At 27.8% G+C, this 23,820-nt stretch carries 24 protein-coding genes; 11 read left to right on the plus strand and 13 right to left on the minus strand.

The window, feature by feature from the left end:
• Positions 1-512 (plus strand): hypothetical protein (locus BG_RS00005; protein ID WP_044007871.1); only part of this gene is annotated, 512 nt, incomplete at its 5' end.
• 116 nt (positions 513-628) lie between these two features.
• Here BG_RS00005 and BG_RS00010 read toward each other — a convergent pair.
• A complete protein-coding gene (locus BG_RS00010) occupies positions 629-1,648 on the minus strand; it encodes a glycoside hydrolase family 3 N-terminal domain-containing protein (RefSeq protein ID WP_011193357.1) in 1,020 nt (339 codons plus the stop codon).
• Positions 1,636-3,114, minus strand: coding sequence for a UTP--glucose-1-phosphate uridylyltransferase (locus BG_RS00015; protein ID WP_011193358.1), 1,479 nt, complete (start codon positions 3,112-3,114; stop codon positions 1,636-1,638). Before BG_RS00015 ends, BG_RS00010 begins: the two co-directional genes overlap by 13 nt.
• Positions 3,115-3,253: 139 nt before the next feature.
• Here BG_RS00015 and BG_RS00020 point away from each other — a divergent pair, with 139 nt between their 5' ends.
• Complete coding sequence (locus tag BG_RS00020; RefSeq protein WP_011193359.1) at positions 3,254-5,041, plus strand: phosphoglucomutase; 1,788 nt, start codon at positions 3,254-3,256, stop codon at positions 5,039-5,041.
• Between the two features lie 84 nt (positions 5,042-5,125).
• On the opposite strand, the gene trpS is transcribed toward BG_RS00020, so the two are convergent.
• From trpS to BG_RS00035, 3 genes are read right to left on the minus strand one after another with little or no spacing between them, the layout of a single operon-like run.
• Entirely contained in the window at positions 5,126-6,163 is a 1,038-nt protein-coding gene (gene trpS, locus BG_RS00025; RefSeq protein WP_011193360.1) for a tryptophan--tRNA ligase, read from the minus strand.
• A gap of 2 nt (positions 6,164-6,165) precedes the next feature.
• Complete coding sequence (locus tag BG_RS00030) at positions 6,166-7,254, minus strand: AI-2E family transporter (RefSeq protein ID WP_011193361.1); 1,089 nt, start codon at positions 7,252-7,254, stop codon at positions 6,166-6,168.
• Between the two features lie 53 nt (positions 7,255-7,307).
• Complete coding sequence (locus BG_RS00035; RefSeq protein WP_011193362.1) at positions 7,308-8,168, minus strand: HAD family hydrolase; 861 nt, start codon at positions 8,166-8,168, stop codon at positions 7,308-7,310.
• Between the two features lie 108 nt (positions 8,169-8,276).
• Between BG_RS00035 and cdaA the strand changes: the two genes are divergently transcribed.
• From cdaA to priA, 7 genes are read left to right on the plus strand one after another with little or no spacing between them, the layout of a single operon-like run.
• Positions 8,277-9,047 carry a diadenylate cyclase CdaA gene (cdaA, locus tag BG_RS00040; protein WP_011193363.1) on the plus strand — a complete coding sequence of 257 codons (771 nt, stop codon included), beginning with the start codon at positions 8,277-8,279 and terminating at the stop codon, positions 9,045-9,047.
• Between the two features lie 4 nt (positions 9,048-9,051).
• Positions 9,052-10,056, plus strand: a complete 1,005-nt coding sequence (locus BG_RS00045; RefSeq protein WP_011193364.1) for a YbbR-like domain-containing protein — start codon at positions 9,052-9,054, stop codon at positions 10,054-10,056.
• Complete coding sequence (locus BG_RS00050) at positions 10,053-10,427, plus strand: 4'-phosphopantetheinyl transferase superfamily protein (RefSeq protein WP_011193365.1); 375 nt, start codon at positions 10,053-10,055, stop codon at positions 10,425-10,427. Before BG_RS00045 ends, BG_RS00050 begins: the two co-directional genes overlap by 4 nt.
• A 3-nt stretch (positions 10,428-10,430) precedes the next feature.
• Positions 10,431-11,270, plus strand: coding sequence for a DUF2225 domain-containing protein (locus tag BG_RS00055; protein WP_011193366.1), 840 nt, complete (start codon positions 10,431-10,433; stop codon positions 11,268-11,270).
• Positions 11,271-12,011, plus strand: a complete 741-nt coding sequence (gene truA, locus BG_RS00060) for a tRNA pseudouridine(38-40) synthase TruA (RefSeq protein ID WP_011193367.1) — start codon at positions 11,271-11,273, stop codon at positions 12,009-12,011. It abuts the gene before it with no gap.
• Positions 12,004-12,594 (plus strand): uracil-DNA glycosylase family protein, encoded by a 591-nt coding sequence (locus tag BG_RS00065; protein WP_011193368.1) that lies wholly within the window; start codon positions 12,004-12,006, stop codon positions 12,592-12,594. The genes truA and BG_RS00065 overlap by 8 nt, the downstream gene beginning before the upstream one ends.
• Positions 12,587-14,569 carry a replication restart helicase PriA gene (priA, locus tag BG_RS00070; protein ID WP_011193369.1) on the plus strand — a complete coding sequence of 661 codons (1,983 nt, stop codon included), beginning with the start codon at positions 12,587-12,589 and terminating at the stop codon, positions 14,567-14,569. Before BG_RS00065 ends, priA begins: the two co-directional genes overlap by 8 nt.
• Here the strand turns inward: priA and udk are convergent.
• Both udk and BG_RS00080 read right to left on the minus strand, forming a co-directional pair.
• Positions 14,566-15,186 (minus strand): uridine kinase, encoded by a 621-nt coding sequence (gene udk / locus BG_RS00075; protein WP_004792201.1) that lies wholly within the window; start codon positions 15,184-15,186, stop codon positions 14,566-14,568. The genes priA and udk overlap by 4 nt on opposite strands.
• On the minus strand, positions 15,186-15,560 hold the full coding sequence (locus tag BG_RS00080) for a rhodanese-like domain-containing protein (protein WP_095205635.1): 375 nt from the start codon (positions 15,558-15,560) through the stop codon (positions 15,186-15,188). The genes udk and BG_RS00080 overlap by 1 nt, the downstream gene beginning before the upstream one ends.
• 129 nt (positions 15,561-15,689) lie before the next feature.
• On the opposite strand from BG_RS00080, the gene BG_RS00085 reads away from it, so the two are divergent.
• Entirely contained in the window at positions 15,690-16,655 is a 966-nt protein-coding gene (locus BG_RS00085; protein ID WP_011193371.1) for a YitT family protein, read from the plus strand.
• Here BG_RS00085 and BG_RS00090 read toward each other — a convergent pair.
• The 6 genes from BG_RS00090 to ruvA all read right to left on the minus strand — a co-directional run bounded on the left by BG_RS00090 (position 16,652) and on the right by ruvA (position 22,598).
• Positions 16,652-17,635 carry an RluA family pseudouridine synthase gene (locus BG_RS00090; RefSeq protein ID WP_011193372.1) on the minus strand — a complete coding sequence of 328 codons (984 nt, stop codon included), beginning with the start codon at positions 17,633-17,635 and terminating at the stop codon, positions 16,652-16,654. The genes BG_RS00085 and BG_RS00090 overlap by 4 nt on opposite strands.
• A gap of 1 nt (position 17,636) precedes the next feature.
• Positions 17,637-18,149: a DUF8521 domain-containing protein gene (locus BG_RS00095; protein WP_011193373.1), complete on the minus strand. Its 513-nt coding sequence runs from the start codon at positions 18,147-18,149 to the stop codon at positions 17,637-17,639.
• A 7-nt stretch (positions 18,150-18,156) separates the two neighbouring features.
• Positions 18,157-19,827: a diphosphate--fructose-6-phosphate 1-phosphotransferase gene (locus tag BG_RS00100; RefSeq protein ID WP_011193374.1), complete on the minus strand. Its 1,671-nt coding sequence runs from the start codon at positions 19,825-19,827 to the stop codon at positions 18,157-18,159.
• A 77-nt stretch (positions 19,828-19,904) separates the two neighbouring features.
• Positions 19,905-20,945, minus strand: a complete 1,041-nt coding sequence (queA, locus tag BG_RS00105; protein ID WP_011193375.1) for a tRNA preQ1(34) S-adenosylmethionine ribosyltransferase-isomerase QueA — start codon at positions 20,943-20,945, stop codon at positions 19,905-19,907.
• On the minus strand, positions 20,920-21,963 hold the full coding sequence (gene ruvB / locus BG_RS00110) for a Holliday junction branch migration DNA helicase RuvB (RefSeq protein WP_011193376.1): 1,044 nt from the start codon (positions 21,961-21,963) through the stop codon (positions 20,920-20,922). The genes queA and ruvB overlap by 26 nt, the downstream gene beginning before the upstream one ends.
• A gap of 44 nt (positions 21,964-22,007) precedes the next feature.
• Positions 22,008-22,598 (minus strand): Holliday junction branch migration protein RuvA, encoded by a 591-nt coding sequence (gene ruvA, locus BG_RS00115; protein WP_011193377.1) that lies wholly within the window; start codon positions 22,596-22,598, stop codon positions 22,008-22,010.
• 69 nt (positions 22,599-22,667) lie between these two features.
• Here ruvA and BG_RS00120 point away from each other — a divergent pair, with 69 nt between their 5' ends.
• Positions 22,668-23,807 (plus strand): PQQ-dependent sugar dehydrogenase, encoded by a 1,140-nt coding sequence (locus BG_RS00120; RefSeq protein ID WP_011193378.1) that lies wholly within the window; start codon positions 22,668-22,670, stop codon positions 23,805-23,807.
• Positions 23,808-23,820 lie beyond the last annotated feature (13 nt).

Here is a 23,820-nt window from a genome sequence, read left to right on the forward strand (position 1 = left end):
ATAAATTAACTACTTCTCGATGGGAATTCCCTAAAGAAAATATAATTAAAAAAAAAATGAAAATAGGTATAATTTACCATAATTATATAAATCCTATCTTTTATAATGAAAACTATAAATATATTGCCTTTATCGGGATATTAACAGCTTATAATGAATGGATTGAAATACAGTTCAGTCCCATAAATTTTTTTACTATCCCAATAAATCAAGATTTTGTTTCAAATGCTTATTTTAATTTAGCTTTCACTATTTACATTGTTAAATATTCAATTTTAGCCGATACACTTACTATAAAATTCTTTATTGGAACCCAAGTCGATTTAACTCTAAGAACTAGTATATTTATAGGAAAAACAACTAATGCATTTCTCTATCCAATCCTTCCCCTAATTACCTTAAAATTTGAAATTGATTTCATACCTAATAACTATAGCATTTACTATAAATTATCAACTTCTTTTAAAGAATTTATTCTTTTGGATCTAGGAATTTCTATATTTATACCATAAAAAATTTTAAACATTTTTCTTCTTTTTGAAATATTTTAACAAAAGACTATCCAATTGTCTAAATATAAAAAATAATAAACTGACAAAGACTAAAAACAAATTTTTAAGCAATTTTACTAAGGAATAAGAACTATATTTATACCTGAACTTAAAGACTTTTTAATAGCATTTTCAATATTAGAAAAACTTCTTGTAATTGCTCCCATATTATAAGAATCTGTTATCATAATACTAGTAATATTTAAATTTTCTCTTATAATATTAACAATACTTTTAGACATGCTAGTTATATCTTTAGAAATTTTAGGAACATTTGCATGGCCAATCATGATAAATTTAGAAGTCTTGCCAAAAACAAACGGCACAAAATTATTTAACATTAAAAAGCTTTTACTATAAGGTAAAAAAGCCAAATATTTATGTGTATCTGTGGTTATTCCCCCTAATCCTGGAAAATGCTTAATTGCCGAAAATACTCCATGATTCTGCATGCCATCAATAAAAGCTTCTACCATAAGCCCAATATTATAAGCAGAATATCCCCCAAATGTTCTATTTAGTAAAGGGGTATGTGGTATAAATTTTATGTCGGCAACTGGAGCCATATTTAAATTAATACCCAACCTACGCAATTGTTTAGCAAGAACTTCACCAATTTTATAAATAAGATGCAAATCTTTGACATTCCCTACATACTCCATAGCCGGAAAATTATAAACTCCCATTTTTTTATTTTCACTAGCTCTACTAACTATCCCTCCCTCTTCATCAATAGCAATAAAAATATCATGTCCAATATGACTTTTTATTGCGCTAATCAATCCTTTTGTTTGCTCAGCATCTTTTAAATTTTCTCTAAATAAAATTATACCAATCGGATTAATCTTTTTTATTCTATTAATATCATCGGCATTAAGTCCTTGAACATTTTTAAAATTTGTTAAATTTCTAATTCCAATAAATAATCTTCTATCTTTTAAAATAGTTTGAAAATCAAATTCACCTAAAAACCTAATTAAATCTACAAGATCTGATTTATCCTTATTAAAATATTCATAATCTATTTCTGGCAAAGATTCTATCGCAAATAAATTTAAACAAAAAAAGATAAAAGATAAAGCTTTTAAAAAGCCCATCTACAACACCCATTAAGCAATCCATAATCTTTTGATAACAAAGTAGAAAGAGAACAATACAAATCTTTAGTAGCATTAGAATTACCAACTCTCTTTCTACAACAATATTTGTACCTATCTTCAAGATAATTACTATTAAGCAACATGTCGATAAATAACTTCGCAGGAAGGAATCTTTTACTTCTGTCAACCGTTAAAATCAATGGATTTTCCATTAATTTTAATACTTCCCACGTTATTTGCTCAACCGAAATATATTTACCAACTTCTTTATCTTGCTCTATAATTCTAATGGGCATTTTTTCTATTATTTTATCAATGTTTTTTATCAAATATTCTAAATTAAAAAGCCCGGTAGCGCAATTAAATAACAGCTTATTACCCTTATTCTCAAACTCTTGTATAATTTCTGAAGAAATACCTCCACCAATATCAACACAAGTTAAACGATTCTCACTATTTACTGCCAATACCCCTCCCTTAAAATCTGTCTTACTTTTAAAACTAAATTCAAATCCAGAAGAACAATTCGTTAAAGCCATTATAGCAAGTGCTTTAAAATTAATTGTAAAGCCCATATTATCAACATTACCAATGTATACGAATCTTTTTCCAGATTCATAAAGCTGTAAATAAAAATCTTTTAAAATTTTAAAATTTTGACCATGACCAGCAGGGCAAGCTAAAATAGAATAATCATTTTTATTATCCTTGAAAGTAAAATATTGATACTTAGAACCATTCAGTTTTTCATAACAATAAATTAAAGGTTGAATAGCTGTAAGAATATCTTCTTTTTTCAAATTGCAAAAATTTACACTTTTAATCAAATTATCTGCAAATAAATGCTCCAAAAATTTTGAAATAAATTCATCCGTTTTGCAACTAGTCATTTGAAATATTGAAGGCTTAATCATTCTACCATAAAAAGATTCATATTTTTTGGCAACCATTAAAAGGTGTCTGATTTTCAAAGCAAAAAATGAAAATCCCAAACTGCCGTCTTTATTAATATAAGCTGGGGTCATACCCTTTGGTAATTCTCCAAATTTTTCTTTAAATTCAAGTATTTTAGATTCATATAGAATATATAAATCCTTATTCAACTCCCTATTTTTAGCTAAATCAAAATAACTTGTTGCAGAGCCCCCATTTAAGATTCCAAAAGAAAGATATGGGAAAAGAATTAGTCCCAAATTTTCAAGATCGCAAGAAGAAAAAATATAGCAATCACCTTCTTCTGAATGCAAAAATTTAGAAAAATCATAAAAATATTTTTTTAAATTGTCTTCAACCAAATTTTTGTTAAGCTTAAACTTTAAAATTTTATCTGAAATATTAAAAATATTTTCATGACTATCACAAGGAAAATATTTGATGGATTCAAAATTATTAATTCCTATCTCACCAGAATTAAGTTTTTCGAGTATCATTTCAGAAAAAATTTTATCAACTTTAACATTCATCAATAAAAACTAAAACCCTTAAAGATAAAGCTTATTAATATAAGCAAAAAAACAAATTTTCAAGTATAATGGTATAAGTGACATATTATTGATTATTATAGCAATAATATGACTAGAATATCAATGAGAAGAAATTTAAATGCTTAAACAATATTCACTTAACATGAAGAATTTTAAAAAAGCTTTTGATGAGATGATATTTTCTGCTTCGGGATTTAGAAAAATTTTTGCCAAATCAAAAGATGAAGATTCAACAGAAAATGAAATAGCCAATGAAGATAAAGTACTAATAGCACTAATATTCTTCACAATATCAAATTATTTTAAAATTGAATCCAGACCCTATATTGGATTAGGATTAGATTCAAGACCAACTGGTAACATTATTGCAGAAATAACAATAAAAATATTAATAACAAGCAAAGAAAAGATTAAGTTTTTTGGCATACTTCCAATAACTGAAATTTTAGCTTGTACAAAAAACAGCAAAGATTCAAAAGGCTTCATTTATATCTCTGCAAGCCATAATCCAGCAGGTTACAATGGAATAAAAATAGGGTTAAACGATGGTGGCGTACTAAATTCTGCAAAAACTCAGGAAATAATAAAACAAATTAAAAATAATAGCCAAAATGAAAATTTAATAAAGCATTTAATTAATACCCTGAACAAATTTGATGAAGATAAATCACATTTAGAATATTATAAAAAAACAATAAAATTAGAAAAAGAAAATAAAAACCAATCTTACGAAGTCTATAAATCATTAATACATGAAATAGCGTATGAAAACGATATTAACAATAAAAATATCGAAATTTTAAAGAAAAGAATACTAAAAAATCCAATTGGAATAATAGCAGAAATGAATGGAAGCTCTAGAATCAATTCAATAGATAAAGAATTGATAGAATCTTTGGGATTGAAAATAGAATTACATAATGACAAAATGGGCATTTTTAAGCACAATATTATTCCTGAAGGAAAATCTTTAAATGAATGTAAAAAGCTACTACAAAAAAAATATATAAAAGACAATTCTTTTGAGCTGGGCTATGTACCGGATTGTGATGGAGATAGAGGTAATCTGGTGTTTATAGACAAAGTCACAAACACTCCAAGCATTATCGAAGCACAAAAAATATTTGCACTTGTAGTAATTTCAGAGCTTAGCTATCTTTATTATACAGGAATAAAAAATAACATAGCAATAGTAACCAATGATGCAACATCTCTAAATATTGAAAAAATTGCAAATTTTTTCAACGCCAAAGTTTATAGAGTAGAAGTTGGAGAAGCAAATCTAACAGAAATGGCAGATGATTTAAGAGCCCAGGGATTTACTGTAAAAATCTCAGGAGAGGGATCAAATGGGGGTTGCATAATATATCCTTCAAGAGTAAGAGACCCAATTACCACTCTGCTTAGTATCGTAAAATTATTAAAAATGAAAGAACTTTACCAAATATGGTGCAAATTGTCTAAAAACTACTATAAAGAAAAATACAGCTTAAAAGATATTTTAAATACAACAAATTTTTATAGCAATGTAATAGTATCATCCAAGAAAGCCAATTTAACAAATCTCAAAATAGAAAACCAAGAAATTTTAAAAAGCAATTACGAAAATCTATTGATTAAAGAGATAAAAAGCAACAAATTATTTCAAGAATTATCAATAGTTGATTATGAAATCATTAACTACGAAGGCAAAATACAATCTAAGATTAGAACAGGAGATGCCTCGGGAGGATTAAAGGTATTATTAAAAACTAATAAAGAAATCGTTGCAACCTTATGGATGAGAATCTCAAAAACAGAACCAGTAACAAGGGTGCTTAGCGAGGTTATTTATACAAAAAGAAATGCTTTGTTTAAGCTACTAGAATTTAATAAAAGATTAATAAAAAAGGCAAATCTACTATAATAATTAATATTGTTTGATTTAAATAATAAGTTGATCACAGCTATAAGTCTATCATAAAATTAATAATTTTCATTCTTCATTTTTTTATTTTTCAACACTATATTTTATTCCATTCCAAGTTTTTGAAAGTCCTACTAAATCTTTAACCTCTTTTACTACTTTATTTGCAATAAACCTTGTCTTGCTTGTACCATCAAAAATAATTTCATCAATGTAATCTTTTTTTTGGGCTTCATAAAAACTTCTTTTATCCCTGATTGGCTTTAAAAAGCTATTCAAAGCTAAAAACAATTTCTTCTTAACCTCAACATCACCTACTTTTCCCTTCTTATACCTACTTTTAAGATCTTCAACTTCTTCATGATTACTATTAAAAATACTGTGATAAATAAAAACAGGATTGCCTTCAACATTACCAGGAATATCTGCCCTTATTCTATTTGGATCTGTATACATAGACATAATTTTTTTTTCTAACAAATTTTCATCATCTTTTAAAAAAATTGCATTATCAAGACTCTTGCTCATTTTATTTTTACCACAAATACCCACCAAAGGACGAGAATCTGTAAAAACAGATTCGGGTATTGGGAAGAAATTATTTTCGTACAAATGATTAAACCTTCTTGCAAGTTCTCTTGCAAATTCAATATGAGATTCATTATCACGCCCAACGGGAACTAAATTCGCCTTTGCCATTAAAATATCTGCACTCATAAGAACAGGATATCCCAAAAGACCATAAGGAATCTCTTTGAGTCCAGCCGCAATGCTCATATCCTTTATACTTGGAATCCTTTGCAAACGCGCAACAGTAACAATCATTGAAAACATTAAATAAAGCTCAAAGAGTTCGGGTATGGCTGATTGCAAATATATACTAACCTTATTAGGATTAATACCGCAAGCAAGATAATCTAAGACCATTTCTCTAACATTAAAAGGTATTGTATTAATACTTTTTAAATCGGGTTTTGTAGTCAAAGTATGCAAATCGGCTATAATAAAATACGTTTCATACTCTTCTTGAAATTTTAGTCGATTTACTACAGATCCCACATAGTGTCCTAAATGAAGAGCGCCAGTAGGTCTATCTCCCGTAAGCATAACCTTTCTTTTCAAAATCAAATCTCCTTATCTTTGCCTGAAACATGACTAATATTGCTTAAAATCTCAGAACCACCTAAAAATACGGAAAAAGACTTTAACCAACTTACATTATCAACTATTACCTTTACAATCACAGTAAAAGGATAGGCTATTAAAAGGCCCACAATGCCCCAAAGCCATCCCCAAAAAAACAAAAAACATAAGAGCAAAAATGGTGAGATATCAAGTCTTTTCCCCTGCATTTTTGGCTCAAGAATATTTCCAATCAACATTTGAACGGAAGTATTGTATATAAAAATATAAAGCACTATGTTTAAATTTGGATAAAATTGAATTAAAGATGTTATTACAATAAAAAACACAGCTAATATAGATCCAATGCTAGGAATAAAATTGAAAACAAAGGTAAGAACTGCCCAAACAAGAGGAAAGTCTTGTCCAAACAAAGTTAATCCAATAAACACTAAAATACCTGTTAAACAGCTCATAAGAATTTTTATGCCCAAATATTTGCCAATTTGATTATTAATCGTATCTAGAGCCCCAATAAATCTAGTAGATACTCGCTTTTTAAAAACTTTATCAAGTTTCATTCCAAAAACATGGATTTCTGAAAGCAAAAAATACAACAACAAAAAAACCACTACTAAACTACTTGTAAATCCAATAATCTCATTAGAAGCTCTTGTTAAAAAAGGATAAATGTAGCCAGAAAAATTCATATCATTAATAACAGAGCTATCAACTTTATAGCGACTAAGCACATCTTTCATAATAAATGCCAATTGATTTTGATAATAGGGTAATTGTCTCATTAAAACAGTAACACTGTAATAAACAAAAATAAAAATCAAATAAGAAAAAGAAAATAATAAAAAAAATATAATAAAAACTATTAAAAATTTTGGAACTTTAAATCGTGCTAAAAAAGTATAAACGGGATAAACTAAAAATCCCAACACTATGGAAATAGCCAAAGGTTTAAATACGGCTTCTGCTATTTTAAAAGCCCCAATAAATATTAAAACTATGACAATAAAATAAAAAACAGATTCTACTCTCCAAGGCCTTAACCCTTGATTTGTATTTAAATCTTTAAACATATTCCCTCTTTTCGTTTTTTACTGCTTTTATCAACTAAAGGAAAATAAATCAATCAATTACAGCTCAAACAAATTTTTTCCATTATCCAATTATACAGTTTAGTGCCCTTACTGTAATTAGCCTCAGCAAAATCTCCAACTCTATTCTCATAAAACAATTTTTTTGCATTCTTATCATTTCCATGATACACTGTCAAGGTATTTTTACAATGATTCAAAATATTATTTAAGATTTCAAATGCCGGAATATCATTAAATCCATCTGCAATGTAAAATATATTTTTAAAAGGAATTTCTCTTTTACTCTTTGGAACTCTATCATTAATCTTCTCATAAGAACCTTTATTAATTTCAAAAATAACTCTGGTTTTTATTGTATGATCTACAAAGTAACAAACACTGCTTAAAACTTTATTTTTAGAAAATTTTTCATCTCTAAGTTCATAAAAAGGCATCAAATAAGAGTCTATAAACTCACATGCCCACACTTTGCTCAAATAAGGCGCAATTTTGCTTCCCAAAATCATTTGTCTAAACCCGCTTGAAACAATATAAATTTTAATCTGCGAATTATTATTTTCCAACTTCTTATTTATTTTAGATATCTCATCAAATAAATCAATAACCCCTTCAAAAAATCTTAACTTAGCACCTAAATTAAATAACGCTCTATTATCCAGACTTTTAAAAAACCCCTCTCTTACATAGGTTAGAAAATGGGATAAATATATCATTTCATTAGAAATTATATTATAACCGTTTTGCTTATAAACATGCTCTAAGCTTTCAACTTCTTTCCAAAAGGAACAAGAATCAACACAATACTCATCAAAAAGCACTTGCTGCATATTACCATAAATAAGAGTATTGTCAAAATCAAATATTAAAGCTATAATATTTTCTCTTTCATTCATAAATTCAAAAACAATTTAATTTAATTATAAACTGTGCTTATTTATATATTTTATATTATACTAATATAGGTTAATAAGTACAGCATTTTAACATTGAGTAGAAAATTTATGATAGACATAAATGATTTAAATCATATAAAAGATACTTTTTCAAGAATTTTAGATCTAAGCTTAATTAGCATCCTGGTGTACTACATATATAAAAATGTAATCAATTCTTATTCTACAAATCTACTAAAAGGAATGTTGATCATCACCTCTATAGGAATTATCTCATATTATTTAAATCTCTATACCATTGGTTGGCTGTTAAATTATATAGCTAATATACTACCAATAACAATAGTCATACTTTTTAATCAAGAAATAAAAAAAATAATAATGAAAATTGGAAATTTCAATTTAGCTTTTAAGCTTTCAAATAAAAAAGAAGAAACTTTAAAAGTTATTTCTGAAATCCTAAAAGCAGTTAAACACCTGTCTGAAAACAAATCTGGCAGCCTAATATGCATTGAAAAAAAAATACAGCTGGAGCAAATAATAAACAAAGGAACTAAAATTGATGCACTAATATCTAGTGAGCTACTAATATCACTATTTGAGCGCGAAACTCCTCTTCACGACGGAGCCGTAATAATTAGTAAAAATAAATTAAAATATGCAGGCTCATTTTTACCATTATCTAATGTTGATTCTATTAGTAAAGCATTTGGAACAAGGCATAGAGCAGGACTTGGAATTTCTGAAAATTCTGATGCAATAACAATAATAACCTCCGAAGAGACCGGGTCTATTTCTATTACAGTCAATGCGAAATTGGAATACAATTTAAACTTAAATGAAATTAGAAATAAATTGAATCTCGAACTAATAGAGTAAATAAATGAAAATAAGCAAAAAAATAACAAATATAATAAAGTTACTATTTGATGATTGGCAAAATAAAGCTATTGCCATTTTAATAGCTATTCTAATGTTTGTAGCGTTTAATTTCAATAAAATAGAATCAATAACAACTGAGAAAGAATTCAAAATAATCTTGAATGATCAAATAGCTCTTGGGAAAGTTCCCGACTTTAGCAAAGTAAAGATTACAATAAAAGTCAACAAAGATGACTTAAAATATCTTGATCTTAATAAAATAATATTATTTATTGAAGCATCAAAAATAAAGATTCCTGGAAAATATAAACTACCAATAAAAATAAAAAATCTTAACTCAATACACATTGCAGAATATAAACTTTCAAAAACAAATGTATTGCTAAATCTTGATAACAAAATCTCTAAATCAGTTAAAATAGAGCCCAAGTTTAAACTTATAGAAAAAGATAGTAAGGGAGAATATTTTATTGCAAAATACAATATATTACCTGAAAATTTATTAGTATATGGACCCGAACAAGAACTCAAAAAAATAAACACTATTCAAACCAACGTAAAAGAGTTTGATACAAGAACATTATTTGTATCAGATTATCTTGAAGTAGTTCCCCCAAATCCCCTAGTTATGCTTGAAAAAAGTCATGTTGTGATCAATATTTATTTAAACAAAAAATATTCAAACACAACAATAAAATCTCCTAACCTTATTTTTAATAACCTAAAAAATGGTCTTGCGATTAAAGACATAGAAAAAATAATAAACTCAGAAAACAAAATGTTTGTAAAAATAAAAACAAGGCTTTCTGAAAAACAAATTAAAACCCATATAAACAATCAAAACATAGGCCTTGCTTTTGATTTATCAAGTATAAAAACTCCCGGAATTTACAACATTACCACAAATATAATTCTTAAAGAAAATATCAATGAAACAGAAATATATGATTATGAACCAAAAAAAATAAAACTAGAAATAATCGAAAGCTCGGAGATCAAACCATGAAGTCAATAGGATGTGATATAATAAAAGTTGGAAGATTCAAAAATTTTTTAGAAAATAAAAAAAAATTAGAGAGATTCTTTACACATAAAGAAATTGAAAATTTTAAATTAAAAGGGGGAAGTGTCATAGAAAGTTTAGCTGGAAAATTTGCAGCTAAAGAATCTTTAATTAAAGCATTAAGTCCACTGTTGCAACATAAAATACATTATGGTCTTAAAGATATTGAGGTAATAAAATCTTTAAAAGGAAATGCAAAGTTTTATTTACATAATGAAATTGAAAAATTTGCAATTAAAATGAATTTAAAGATATACCTAACAATATCCCATGAAAAGGAGTACGCTATTGCATTTGTAATGGTAGAAAATTAATTCATGAAAAAAATATCTTATTTTACAAAAGAAAAAATTGAATGCCCTGTATGCTCTTTTAAATTTCAAAAAGAAGAGCTTTTGACTGGAAGTAGCAGATTAATAGCTGGTGAGTTGAAAATTGATCTAAAAAGAGAATATATAAAAAACAACAAATATGGCAATATTTATCCTAGAATATATTCTATAACAGTATGTCCAAAATGCTACTTTGCAACATTTCCAAGCGAATTTAATTCAATCCCTAAAAACAAAAAAGAAATTTTGCAAAATAAAAAATCCGAAAGAAAAAAAATAAATGCTATTTTTGATGACATGATTAACTTCAGCAAATCTAGAACATTAAAAGAGGGAGCTGCAAGTTACATTCTTGCTATGCTATGTTATGAACATCTTGAAAAGAATCATAATCCCACTTTAAATCAAGCAAAATCAGCAATAAGAGCCGCTTGGACATTTGAAGACCTTGAAAAAGAAGAGCCGAACAAAAACTATAATTATCTTCAAAAAATATTTTATCACAAAGCTGCATATCTTTATAAACTAGTTATTGAAAAAGACAAAGACAATTCAGAACCTGTTAGCGCATCAACCATATTTGGTCCAGATACAGATAAAAATTATGGCTATGACAGTGTTCTCTACTTATCAGGTCTTCTAGAATACTTTTATGGAAATAAGGATAATAAGGAATACAGATACAAACAATTAAACGATATAAAAACCACTCTCTCTAAAATAGCAGGAATGGGCAAATCTTCAAAAGAAAAGCCTTCAATACTTTTAGATAAAATCAAAGAAGTATACTTTAAAATATCAAAGGAAATGAAAAATCTTAAATAAATGAAAAAAATATTAGCTGAAATCACTTATGACGGATCCATATACCATGGATTTCAAATACAACCAACAAAGCCTACTATTCAAGGAGAAATCGAAAAAGCTCTAATGAAAATCAACAAAAAAAAAGTAAAGATTCATTCATCTGGTAGAACAGATAAAGGAGTTCATGCAAAAAAACAAATAATAACTTTTGATATTAACATCAATATTCAGCTAAACAATCTAAAAAAAGCTTTAAATGCAATATTATTAAAGAATAGTATAAAAATACTAAAACTCAAGTATATGAAAAATTCATTTCATCCACGTTTTAACGCCCAAAAAAGAAAATACAGCTACCGTATATTAAATAGTAATAACTACTATCCCTGGGAAGGCTATCAAGCTCACTATGTAAATAAAAAACTAAACATTAGCAATTTAAACCAAATGGCTAAAATATTAATTGGAAACCATGATTTTACCACATTTTCATGCATAAAAGATAAAAGCAAATCCAAATTTAGGCATATCTATTTGGCCAAATTTAAAAAAAGAGGGAAATATATTATTTTTGAAATAATAGGATCTTCTTTTTTGTGGAAAATGGTAAGATCAATAATAGGCACAATGCTGGATATCGAAATAAAAAATGAATCAATTTCTACTTTTGAAACAATACTAAAATCAAAAAATAGAAACCTTGCAAGAACAACTGCGCCCGCAAATGCTTTATTTTTAGACAAAGTTTACTATGAGTAACAATATTTTAACTAAAAAACTTTTTCTACTTAAAATTTTGACAAATAATATCGAAGGCAAAATTACAGAAAATTTTGAAAAAATAAATAATGAGATTAAACAAAAAATAGAAAAAGTTAAAATTTATCAAAAAAATGAAAATAGCGAAGCAACTACAGAAATATCTACAAAAAACAAAAATTTAACAAACTTACTATCAAATAGTAGCTTACAAAAAAAAAGTATCAATGATTATATCATAATATATGTAAACAAAAACTATCTCGACGAACCTTCAAGGGATATTATAGTAAAATGGTGCAAAAGCATAAACATGCACAATTATAAAATAATAGATACTATTGAATCACTTAACTTAGAAATCAGCAACAAAAACCTTAAAGCAATTTTATCTTGCGAAGAAATAGATTTTTTCTTAAATCAACCGCTAAGAATTCAAATTGTAAGAGGAATAGAACTAAGATTTAAAGGCATTCCATTGGTTTTTACATACCTTCCTACAAATCAAATAAAAAATCCAGAATTAAAAAAAGAAATATGGCAGGATTTAAAAATAATCAAAGGCATAATAAAATATGGATGAACATTATCATTCAACTTATTACTATGAAATTGCAATAAATATTCCTTTAAATAAACTTTTTATTTACAGGTCTAACTTGAATCTAGAAATTGGAATAAGAGTAATGGTTAATTTTAATGGCTCCAATAAAATTGGAATAATTACTAAAAAATATCCTAAAAGCGAATTCAAAGAAAAATTTGAATTCAAAATAAAAGAAATTATTAAAATAATAGATAAAACTAAAATAATAACAGAACATAACATTGATTTAGCACATTGGATTAGTAGAAAAACATTTTCGGGATTTGGAGAAACTTTATTCTTTGGGTTGCCCAAAAATTCAAAATCTGAAAAAAATCAAACATTGCCTTCAATAAATGAGTATCCGGATCATAAAAAGCACCTGCAACTAAACAACGAACAACAAAATATTTACAAAGAAATTATTGGGTCAGAAAAAAATAATGTTTTTTACCTTTTTGGAATACCTGGATCTGGAAAAACTGAAATATTTATCAAATTGTGTGAATACTACTTAACACTAGAACAACAAGTACTCTTCTTGATTCCTGAAATATCATTAGGATATCAAATAATAAAAAGAATAAAATATGCATTAAATATGCATCATAAAATTTATGAATATAACTCTAAAGTTTCAAATTCTAATAAAAATTTAATATGGAATAAAGTCAAAAATGGAGAAAGTCTGATTGTTGTTGGCATTAAAAGTGTACTAATGCTGCCTTTTACTAAATTAAAATTAATAATTATGGACGAAGAACACGAAACTACATACAAATCTGAAAATATTCCAAGATTTCACTCAAGACACATATCATTTTTTTTGCAAAAAAAATTTAATGCTAAATTCATAATGGGAAGTGCAACACCTTCTCTTGAAGCATACCACGCAATGAAACATAACCAAATAAAAAAAATAATAATGCAAAATAAATTCTTTCAAAGCAAAATAGAAGATATAAAAATAATAAACATGAAAAAAGAACCTAGCACAATTTCATCAGAACTATTATACAGCATACAAAAAAGTTTAAATAAAAAAAGACAATCTTTAATTTTCATTAATAAAAGAGGATATTTGAAAAATCTTGAATGCAACGAATGCGGACATACAATTTATTGTCCAAATTGCTCATTTAGTCTGATTTACCACAAAAAAGAAAACAAACTTTTATGCCACTATTGTAGTTATAAAACAAAAACAGCAAGTAATTGCCCTCAATGCGAATCAAAAGACATTAAATACAAAACTTATGGAATTCAACTTGTTGAAAAAGAATTAAAAAAATTTTTGCCAAATGCAAAAATTGCAAGAATAGATTCCGATATTACAAAAATAGAAAATATAGATTCAATAATTAAGTTCGAAAACAAAGAAATAGACATACTTATCGGAACACAAATCATTGCAAAAGGATTCAATTTTAAAAATATAAAAACACTAGGTATAATAAACGCAGATATTGGAATAGGATTGCCTGATTTTAGAAGTAGCGAAAGAATTTTTACAACACTCTCGCAGATTATGGGAAGAGCCGCAAGATTTAAAGATGATAACACAATTATAATACAAACAAAAAATCCTAATTATTATGCCATAAAATGTGCTTATAAGAACCAATATGAAGAATTTTACGAGCAAGAGCTAGATATAAGAAAAAAATTAAACTATCCTCCGTTTAACAAAATTATTAGAATAATATTTAGAAGCAAAAATGAAGAATCTGCTAAACAAAAATGTTGGGAATTCTTTGAAAAATCTAAAGAATTTTTGCAAGAAGGAATTGAGCACTTAGGCCCATCAGAAGCTATTATGAAAAAAATATCTAAAAATTATAGATACAATATAATATACTTGTCAAAATCCTATGGCTTACTTGAAAAACTAGTCAACAAGACAAGAGAAAAGGTAAAACTAACAAATACTGTTTACATTGAAATAGATTATTATCCAATATCATTAATTTAGACAAAATCTAGACCTTCTTTACTTAAAGACTTAAGAAACGTTGAAAGCACATAAAGAGCTTTATCATTGTGACCTCCTTCGGGAATAATAAGATCAGCATATTCTTTGGTAGGCTCAATAAATCTATAATAACCCCATCTAGTGGTATTTAAATACTGATCAATAACCGACTCTAAAGTACGTCCCCTTTTGGAAATATCTCTCTTTAAACGCCTAATAAATCTAATATCATTTGGAGTGTCAATATATATTTTAAGATCTATTAAATTTCTTACTCTCTCTTCAACAAAAATCATAATACCTTCAACAATAATAACAGGGGTAGGAACAACCATAACCGTTTTAAGTTGTCTTTTATGATTAATAAAGTCATACAGAGGCATATCTATTGGGCTATTTTTTTTTAAATTTTTCAGATGCTCATAAAATAAATTATTATCAAAAGCATCTGGATGATCAAAATTCACCTTAGAAAACTCATATTCATAATCACCTACACTCTTATAATAATTATCTTGAGAAATAAGGACAAACTCTGGAATAAACTCACTAATCTTGCTTACAACTGTAGTTTTTCCGCTTCCAGAACCACCAGATATCCCAATAATCTTAGCCATCAACTAACTTCTTCTCTTTTAGTTTGTGGCATGTCTTTCAAAGTACCAGCTACAAACACATTCTTAAATCCCATGCTTTTTAAAACTTTTTTAGCCTCGTAAGATTTATTAAAACTTTTGCCATAAACAATTATTTGGGACTCAAAATCTCCCAATTTATCTTTTTTAGCAAATAAATTATTAAAAGGAATGTTGATCGATTTAAAATAATGAGACTTACTATATTCTTTGGGAGATCGAATATCCAAAATTTTTGCTCCATTTTTGATTTTTTCCAACAAAAATAGATTAACCCTTTTCATCCTAAGGATAATAAAAACCCAAATATAAAAAAAAAGCAGAACTATTAATACTATAAATTTTATATAATTCATCGCCATAGTTTTCATGAACATAATATCAAAAAAAATAAAAAAAGGGAATAAAATTGTTTTTTTTGCAAAATTAATATAGAATTCAAATGAATTATTAACGTATAGCTTAAAAGTAACTTTAGAGTTAAGATGAAAAAGAAAAAAAAGATAAGTAGTCGCAGAATTAAAAAAAAACTCAAACTATTATTCATAATAGTAGCAAAAAAAATAAAAACTATAACTAAAAATCCCAAACTAATATTTGACAGCACAATACAAATAACTTTAGGCTCTGCACTAATGGCAATTTCTACAAATGTTTTATATATTCCTCATGGACTTCTTAGTGGAGGAATTGGGGGAATTGCATTAATGCTGCATTACCTGTTAAGCTTCAATTTAGGATGGACAATATTTGCATTAAACATCCCATTATTTCTTATTGGAATAAAATTTCTAAATATAACATTCATTATTCAAAGTTGGATTGCAATGGGATTATATTCTATTGTAATAAACTATTCCCAGTTTTTACAAAATAAAATACATCTTAACGATATGATGCTTGTATCAATACTAGCCGGACTTATTTCTGGACTTGGACTTGGACTAATATTTAAAGGCAAAGGATCTTCAGGGGGATCAGATATAATTGCGATGATCATTAAAGAAAAATATTCAATTAGCATTGGAACAACAAACTTCATAGTTAACTTAGCGGTATTAATACTTGCAACCTTTTTTTTTAATATTGAAATAGCCCTTTATACACTAATAGCATCATTTGTAACATCTATCATGACAGACAAAACAAGTACCGGATTTGGCAATCAAAAGGCAATATTAATCATTTCGGATAAAGGAAAAGAAATTGCTTATCTTCTTACAAATAAGTTAAAATTAGCCGCTACATTAATAGACGGAAAAGGAGCTTGGGCAGGAACAGAAAAAACCATAGTATTTATAGTAGTTCCAATAATGCGTTTGTCAAGAATTAAGTATATATCACAAAAAGTTGATCCAAATTGTTTCATAACTGTTATTAACACTAATGAAATAACTGGGGGCAAAATAATACCTGATTCAATCTCATCAAAACAAGAAATTTCAAATTAAAAATCTTTTAAAAAGAGAACCAAATTATCAATAATCAAATTCAATTCATCGCTCTTGTAAAAATTTGACAAAAAAATAACAAATCTTTTGGGAAATTCAGAAATGAATTTCTTGAAAGAATTTTTTCCAACATCAACTTCAAGCTTATAAGAATGAAGCATTAAAGTTGCTGTTTTAAAACTGCTATCTACTCTACCATAAACCTCATCTCCCAATATTGGAAAATTAAGGTATTTCATATGAACTCTCAATTGATGCGTACGACCGGTCTTAGGTTTTAAAGCTAAAAGAGAATATCCTCTAAAATTGAGCAACAATCTATATTCTGTTAATGCTTTTTTACCCCTATCTTTAGAAACACTAAATTTTTTTCTATTGTATTTATCTCTATCTATAAAAGATTCAATACTTCCAGAAAAACTATTAAAATTGCCCTTAACAATTGCAATGTAGACTTTATTTGTCCTTTTATCTTTAAACTGCTGAGCTAAAAAACTCAAAGTGTTAATGTTTTTTGCACAAATTAGTACACCAGAAGTATCCTTGTCTAATCTATGAACAATTCCAGGTCTAACTTTTTCTTCATTAAAATTAATTTTCAATCTTTTTATATGGTATAAAAGAAAATTCACAACAGTATCATCCCAATGCGATATTCCAGGATGACTTAAAATTCCTTGTGGTTTATTAAGAACAATAATATTAGAATCTTCATAAATTATAGTAATAGGGATATTATTGGGCCTAAGATAATCAATTTGACTACTTTCTTCTTCGTCAAATTCAATCAGTATTTCATCATTCTTTAAAACAGGCTTAGACAATTTTATATTAAAAAATTTTCCATTACTCTTTTTGAACGCTTCTACATTTCTTCTTTTAATTTGACTTCTAGTAAAAACTTCTAAATTATTTGATAAGTAAAGATCCAATCTTAAAGCATTTTCTTTAACAGTAAATTCTTTCTTAAGTCTTATCATATCACTGAAGCAAATAATCAATCAAAGCAATGGTCAATGCAACCATAGCCCCAATGGAAGCTGAAATAATAAATTTTTTATAAATTTCATCTTTTGAAAAACTAGGGCCATTTGAAAAAGGATATGGAACGTAATTTGCATTCATTCCGCTATAAAAATAATATCCTACATCAAAAAAAAACAAGCTTAAAAATAAAACTATTGGAAAAGATCCAATACTAATAGCTGAAAACCTAAACAAATCTTTTGCTGATTTTGACTCAAGATCATTTTCAAGATTTAAAGCTTTATTCTCTTGAATATTTTTATAAAGAAAAGAATCGTCCTTATCAAAAACAGGTATATTATTTTTTTTTTGAGAAGCAAAATTGCCACTGGAAGTTAATTTGTCTTGCAATGGCAAACTTTTAGCAATACTTAACTTTAAATAATTGAAATTCAGTTTAGAATAATCAAGTGAATTTGAATAAACATTCAAAACACTAAAAAACAACAACAAGCTTCCAATAAGCATGAATTTTCTACTTCAATAATTCGAGCTTTAAAGTCTCAGTTATTTCATCAACAATCTCAGAAGAACCAAAATACTGTACAGGACCTGGATATAAATACAAATTATTAAAAGCCCACTTATCACGATTTTCAACAAACTCTTTAAATGGTCTTCCTTCTAAATCAACTAGGGCTTTTTTTATAACAGGCTTTTGCACTCCGTACCTCTCTTCCATGTTCATTAACATTGTTAGGGGCACTCCTCCTGCAATCCAATCCGTTGGTTTTGAATTTAAATTTTTTATACAAGACATATAGCCTGTTAGACCATTTAAAATGAGAATAGCAGCATTATATCCTAAGCTATAGCAATAATCACTATCAAAATTAGAAGGAAAAGCGCTTCTACCTTCATAGCCAAAGAAATGATCAACTGGGATAAAGCTTCCCTTATATTCTCCCCTTTTTTTCATCTCGCTTAATCTTGCTTGAACCATTTCAATAAACAATTTTTCAGTAGGGACTCTTGAAACATTAAAATTCCCATGAGGATCTCTTTCTAAAATTGAATTTACAAGTTCAAATTGAATAAACAAAGGTAAAGACAAATAAACTTTCTTCATATAATCACTAAGCTTGGCAACGAAAACTTCTTTCATTCCTTCAATATTAAGTCCCTTAAACTCTACTATATTTTTATCAAAAATATTGCATAATTCAACCATTAAAGACTTAACTTCTGGAATAAACTCAATTACGCCTTCAGGAACTATAACTATTCCAAAATTATCTCCATTTAAAGATCTCTTTAAAATAACAAACACCATTTCATCAACAATCTCAAATAAAGTTTTCTTTTTAGCCAAAACCTCTTCAGACACAATACAAATGTTTGGATGAGTTTTTAAAGCACATTCCAAAGCAACATGAGAGGCACTCCTGCCCATAAGTTTGACAAAATGCCAATATTTTTTAGTTGACATAGCGTCTCGACATAAATTACCTATCATCTCAGAATAAATTTTTGTAGCAGAATCAAACCCAAATGAAATTTCAATATGATTATTTTTAAGATCAGCATCAATTGTCTTTGGGACTCCAATAACCTGTATATTTTCTCCCTTCTTTTTAAAATACTCTGCAAGAATAGCAGCATTAGTATTCGAATCATCACCACCAATAATAACAATTGCATTAAGATTGTTTTCTTTGGCAACCAATAAGGCTTTATCATAATGCTCTTCTGTTTCTATTTTTGTTCTTCCAGAAGATACAATATCAAAGCCTCCGGTATTTCTATAAGAATTAACCAAACTCTCAGTAAGTTCAATTTTGTCATTCTCTAACAGGCCTAAAGGGCCCCCTTTAAATCCAAAAAGCTTTGAATTTGCATTAAATTTTTTTATTGCATCAAAAATGCCAGATATAACATTATGCCCCCCAGGAGCAGGACCTCCAGAAAGAATAATTCCAATATTTAAAGCTTTTGAAAAAGATAAATTAGAAGACTCACCCTCGGTAAAACTTACAATTGGCAATCCATAAGTATTCTTAAAAAATTCCTTTAAAGCCTGTCTATCTTGAATTGCTTCAGTCTTTTCTCCATAAACCAAGCTAATATTCTTAAAATCTTTTTTTAAAATATTTGGCAATTTAGGAACATACTTTTTCCTTTCTTGCTGAAAAAGAGAAGTATTCATACATTTTCCTCCTAATTAATTAAATTAAATTGAGCGTCTATCACAACTTAAATATTAAAATAATTCATAACTAATATCTATATATGATTTAAAACTAACATCGCATCACCATAAGAAAAAAATTTATAACCTTTATTTATAGCTTCTTCATAAGAGCTAAACACAAAATCTTTGCCTGCAAATGAAGAGACCAGCATCAAAAGAGTAGATTGTGGTGTATGAAAATTTGTAAAAAGCATGTCAACAAACTTAAAACAATAATTTTTACCAGGATAAATAAAAAGATTTGTACTTTGCTGACCTGTTTTAAATTTTTTAAGTTTATTATCATAAGATGACTCTAGGGCCCTAAGCGTTGTAGTGCCAATTGATAAAATTTTTTTACCAAGAAATTTCGCATTCTCTAACCTAGTAGCCACACAATCTTCTATTAAAAAAGTTTCGAAATGCATATTATGTTCTTCAACCTTTTTCGATCTTACAGGCAGAAAAGTACCAAGCCCCACATGAAGAGTAATAAAATCATATTCAATATTGTTCTTTTCAAAAGTAGAAAACAAATCTCTACTAAAGTGCAAACCTGCGGTTGCAGAAGCTGCCGACCCAACATACTTAGAATAAACAGTTTGATATCGATCTTCATCTATTTTATCATAATCTCTCTTAATGTAAGGAGGTATAGGGACAAAACCATGTTTTTCAAAATAATCTTCATCAACATTATTATCAAATTTTAAAACAATTTCACTATTATTTTTTGACAAAATTTCGCCCATTAGTCCTTCAGGGAATTTGTAAACATTGCCAACAATTTGCTTTTTGGACTTAGAAATCAACGCAGTAAACAAATCAGTGCCAATTCTATCTAAAATTAAAAACTCAATATTATTACCCAACTCTGATTCTGCATACATTCTTGATTTTCTAACTTTTGAGTTATTAAAAATAATAAAAGTATCGCTATTTATATATTTTAAAATATTGTTTACAGAATTTTCATGATAAATTTTTTGCAATTTAGGATCTAACACCATTAACCTTGAAGATCCTCTTTTTTCACTTGGATATTGAGCTATTAAAGAATAGGGTAAATTAAAATGAAACTCTTTGGTTTTCACTAATATCCTCCTCTTTCATCTCTAAGTTTAAGTGAAGATACGCGAACTCAGTAGCTTTACGACCTCTGTGAGTTCTGTTAATAAATCCTTTCATAATCAAATAAGGTTCATAAAAATCTTCAAGAGAATCTGCTGTCTCCCCTACAGAAATAGCCAAAGTATCAACGCCTACAGGTCCCCCATTAAATTTCAATATTAAACTTCTTAAAATATTTCTATCTTGCTCATCAAGACCTTCTCCATCAATTCTAAGCATTTCAAGCCCAATTGAAACAATGTCGCTTGTGACAACCAAACTTCCAGTTACCTGAGCAATATCTCTTATTCGTCTTAGCAATCTATTTGCTATACGAGGAGTTCCTCTTGAACTTCTTGCAAGAAGAAATGCAGCATCCTCTTCTATTTCAATATTTAAAATAATAGAATTCCTCTTTATTATCTCAACAAGCTCTATTTCACTGTAAAGTTCAAATCTTGCAGTAATCCCAAATCTCGCATAAAGTGGAGATGTTACTTTTCCTGGTTTAGTAGTAGCTCCAATCAATGTGAATTTTGGAAGTGGCATTCTAACAGTTCTTGCATTAGCTCCTTGCCCGATTACCCAATCTAGCTCATAATCTTCCATGGCGATACAAAGCATTTCTTCTATTATTGGTCTAAGTCTATGTATTTCATCAATAAATAAAATACTCTTCTCATCAAGACCTGTCAAAATTCCAATAATATCTTTGGGTTTATCAAAAGCCGGAGCTGAAGTAATCTTAATCGAAGCATTCATCTCAAAGGCAATAATACTTGCAAGAGTAGTTTTTCCAAGTCCCGGCGGACCACTTAAAAAAACATGATCTAAAGCTTCACCTCTCTCTTTAGAAGCTCTTATAAAAATACTAAGGGTTTCTTTAACATTAACCTGACCTTTGAAATCTTCAAAAACTTTAGGCCTAAGCTCATTTTCACTCTTATCATATAAATAACTTTCATTAGAACTCAAAAAGTTTATACTATTTTCGTCTTTCATAAACACCTCTCAAAGACTATTTTATAACTATCAAAAACTAATAATTAATTCGACATTCTTTTTAAAACCTCCTTAAATAAAAACTGCTCCTTTTCAGAGTCTTTTAAATTTGAAAATTCGATTAGATCGCAAGCCTCCTTAAGCTTACTATTTACAATTTTTCTGTCAAAACCCATGCTAACAATCGATTCTTCTAATTCTTTAAATCCAAAAAGACTAGATTCAAGCTCATTATTAATCAAAAGCTTACCCTGAAGATGTAAAAACATTTTACCAGCCATTTTTTTGCCAATACCTTTGATTTTAGAAACAAGCTCAACATCCTCTCTATCAATAGCCTCCTTAAAGTCATTATACCTTATATTAGAGAGCACTCTTAAAGCAGCCCTTGGCCCTATTCCGCTTACTCCAATAAGACTTTTAAAAGTCTCTCTTTCATCTGAATTTAGAAACCCAAAAAGCTTTAATTCATTTTCTCTAGCATAAAGATAAGTAAAAAGTTCAACTTTGTCTGACAACTTAAAATTAGCAAGGCAAAATGCACTAACTAAAAGCTCAAATTCAAAAACAGTAGTCATTAAAACCAAACTAGATTCTTTTTTTTCTATAACTTTACCATGAATCTTATTTATCATATAATTAAATTATATTACACAGAAACATTCAATTTAAAGCAAAAGCCTTAAATAAAAAAAGGACACTAAATGAAAAATCAATTTCTATATAGCTATTTTCTATTAATTACAAGTATTTTTTTAATCTCATCTATAACTATAGCAGCAGAAGAAACAACAACCGCACTAAAAGTTCTAAATGGATTTAAAGTCGAAATTTTTTTAAACAATACAATTGAAAAACCAAGAGGAATTACAAGCGATCAAGATGGAAACATATTCATAGGATCTGGGAGTACTTTTGCATACTTTGTAACAAAAAACAAAAAAATTTATACCATAGCAAAAACCCTAAAAAAACCTATTGGTATTGCTTATTGGGAGAATAAATTGTATATATCTTCTGTAGATAAAATATATGTAGTTAAAAATGTAAAAGAAGAAATTAATAAAAGCATAAAAGCGAATAAAGACTATACATGGAAAATGCAAATTTTTTCACTTTTACCAAAAAATACTACCAAAATGCATGCTGGACGTTACATTAAAGTGGATCCTAAAAATAACAAATTAATAGTAAACATAGGATCCCAACATAATGCCAAAATTCCCCAAAAAAAAGAAGCAATAATTCTAAGCATTGATTTAAAAACAAAAAAAGAAGAAATAATAGCTTTTGGAGTAAGAAACTCAGTTGGATTTGATTTTCATCCAATTAGCAATGAAATATATTTCAGCGACAATGGCCAAGACAGATTGGGAGACAACATTCCCCCAGATGAAATAAACCTAATAATCAAAGATAAAGAACATTTTGGATTTCCCTACATGTTTGGGAAAAACCAAAAAAATTACAATTTTTATAACAAAGCACCAAAAAACACTAAGTTTAGCCCATCTATTTATGAACTTCCTGCACATGTAGCTCCACTTGGGATACACTTTTACCAAGGAAATAACTTTCCAAAAGAATATATAAATAAATTATTCATAGCAGAACACGGTTCATGGAATAGATCCTCTCCTGTTGGCTACAGGATAACTACGCTAGATATTGATCCCAAAAAAAGAATAGCAAAAAATTACAAGGTTTTCTTATCTGGATTTTTAAAGCACGATAACTCTAAATTTGGACGCCCTGTTGATATAATCACATATTATGACGGCTCAATTCTTTTTTCAGATGATTTTGGAAATAAAATCTACAGAGTCTACTACGAAAAGATTTAAATAAAACTATAAA

Origin of the sequence: Borreliella bavariensis PBi, assembly GCF_000196215.1 — a bacterium.
Lineage (GTDB): Bacteria > Spirochaetota > Spirochaetia > Borreliales > Borreliaceae > Borreliella > Borreliella garinii.

What these genes read in the sequence shown, in the direction of transcription:
- priA (WP_011193369.1), top strand. Translation starts at nt 12,587, where the DNA reads ATGGATGAACATTATCATTCAACTTATTACTATGAAATTGCAATAAAT.
- BG_RS00065 (WP_011193368.1), top strand. Translation starts at nt 12,004, where the DNA reads ATGAGTAACAATATTTTAACTAAAAAACTTTTTCTACTTAAAATTTTG.
- BG_RS00055 (WP_011193366.1), top strand. Translation starts at nt 10,431, where the DNA reads ATGAAAAAAATATCTTATTTTACAAAAGAAAAAATTGAATGCCCTGTA.
- cdaA (WP_011193363.1), top strand. Translation starts at nt 8,277, where the DNA reads ATGATAGACATAAATGATTTAAATCATATAAAAGATACTTTTTCAAGA.
- BG_RS00050 (WP_011193365.1), top strand. Translation starts at nt 10,053, where the DNA reads ATGAAGTCAATAGGATGTGATATAATAAAAGTTGGAAGATTCAAAAAT.
- BG_RS00100 (WP_011193374.1), bottom strand. Translation starts at nt 19,827, where the DNA reads ATGAATACTTCTCTTTTTCAGCAAGAAAGGAAAAAGTATGTTCCTAAA.
- BG_RS00045 (WP_011193364.1), top strand. Translation starts at nt 9,052, where the DNA reads ATGAAAATAAGCAAAAAAATAACAAATATAATAAAGTTACTATTTGAT.
- udk (WP_004792201.1), bottom strand. Translation starts at nt 15,186, where the DNA reads ATGGCTAAGATTATTGGGATATCTGGTGGTTCTGGAAGCGGAAAAACT.
- BG_RS00030 (WP_011193361.1), bottom strand. Translation starts at nt 7,254, where the DNA reads ATGTTTAAAGATTTAAATACAAATCAAGGGTTAAGGCCTTGGAGAGTA.
- BG_RS00035 (WP_011193362.1), bottom strand. Translation starts at nt 8,168, where the DNA reads ATGAATGAAAGAGAAAATATTATAGCTTTAATATTTGATTTTGACAAT.
- BG_RS00095 (WP_011193373.1), bottom strand. Translation starts at nt 18,149, where the DNA reads ATGCTTATTGGAAGCTTGTTGTTGTTTTTTAGTGTTTTGAATGTTTAT.
- BG_RS00015 (WP_011193358.1), bottom strand. Translation starts at nt 3,114, where the DNA reads ATGAATGTTAAAGTTGATAAAATTTTTTCTGAAATGATACTCGAAAAA.
- ruvA (WP_011193377.1), bottom strand. Translation starts at nt 22,598, where the DNA reads ATGATAAATAAGATTCATGGTAAAGTTATAGAAAAAAAAGAATCTAGT.
- BG_RS00090 (WP_011193372.1), bottom strand. Translation starts at nt 17,635, where the DNA reads ATGATAAGACTTAAGAAAGAATTTACTGTTAAAGAAAATGCTTTAAGA.
- BG_RS00120 (WP_011193378.1), top strand. Translation starts at nt 22,668, where the DNA reads ATGAAAAATCAATTTCTATATAGCTATTTTCTATTAATTACAAGTATT.
- BG_RS00010 (WP_011193357.1), bottom strand. Translation starts at nt 1,648, where the DNA reads ATGGGCTTTTTAAAAGCTTTATCTTTTATCTTTTTTTGTTTAAATTTA.
- truA (WP_011193367.1), top strand. Translation starts at nt 11,271, where the DNA reads ATGAAAAAAATATTAGCTGAAATCACTTATGACGGATCCATATACCAT.
- BG_RS00080 (WP_095205635.1), bottom strand. Translation starts at nt 15,560, where the DNA reads ATGAATTATATAAAATTTATAGTATTAATAGTTCTGCTTTTTTTTTAT.
- BG_RS00085 (WP_011193371.1), top strand. Translation starts at nt 15,690, where the DNA reads ATGAAAAAGAAAAAAAAGATAAGTAGTCGCAGAATTAAAAAAAAACTC.
- ruvB (WP_011193376.1), bottom strand. Translation starts at nt 21,963, where the DNA reads ATGAAAGACGAAAATAGTATAAACTTTTTGAGTTCTAATGAAAGTTAT.
- BG_RS00020 (WP_011193359.1), top strand. Translation starts at nt 3,254, where the DNA reads ATGCTTAAACAATATTCACTTAACATGAAGAATTTTAAAAAAGCTTTT.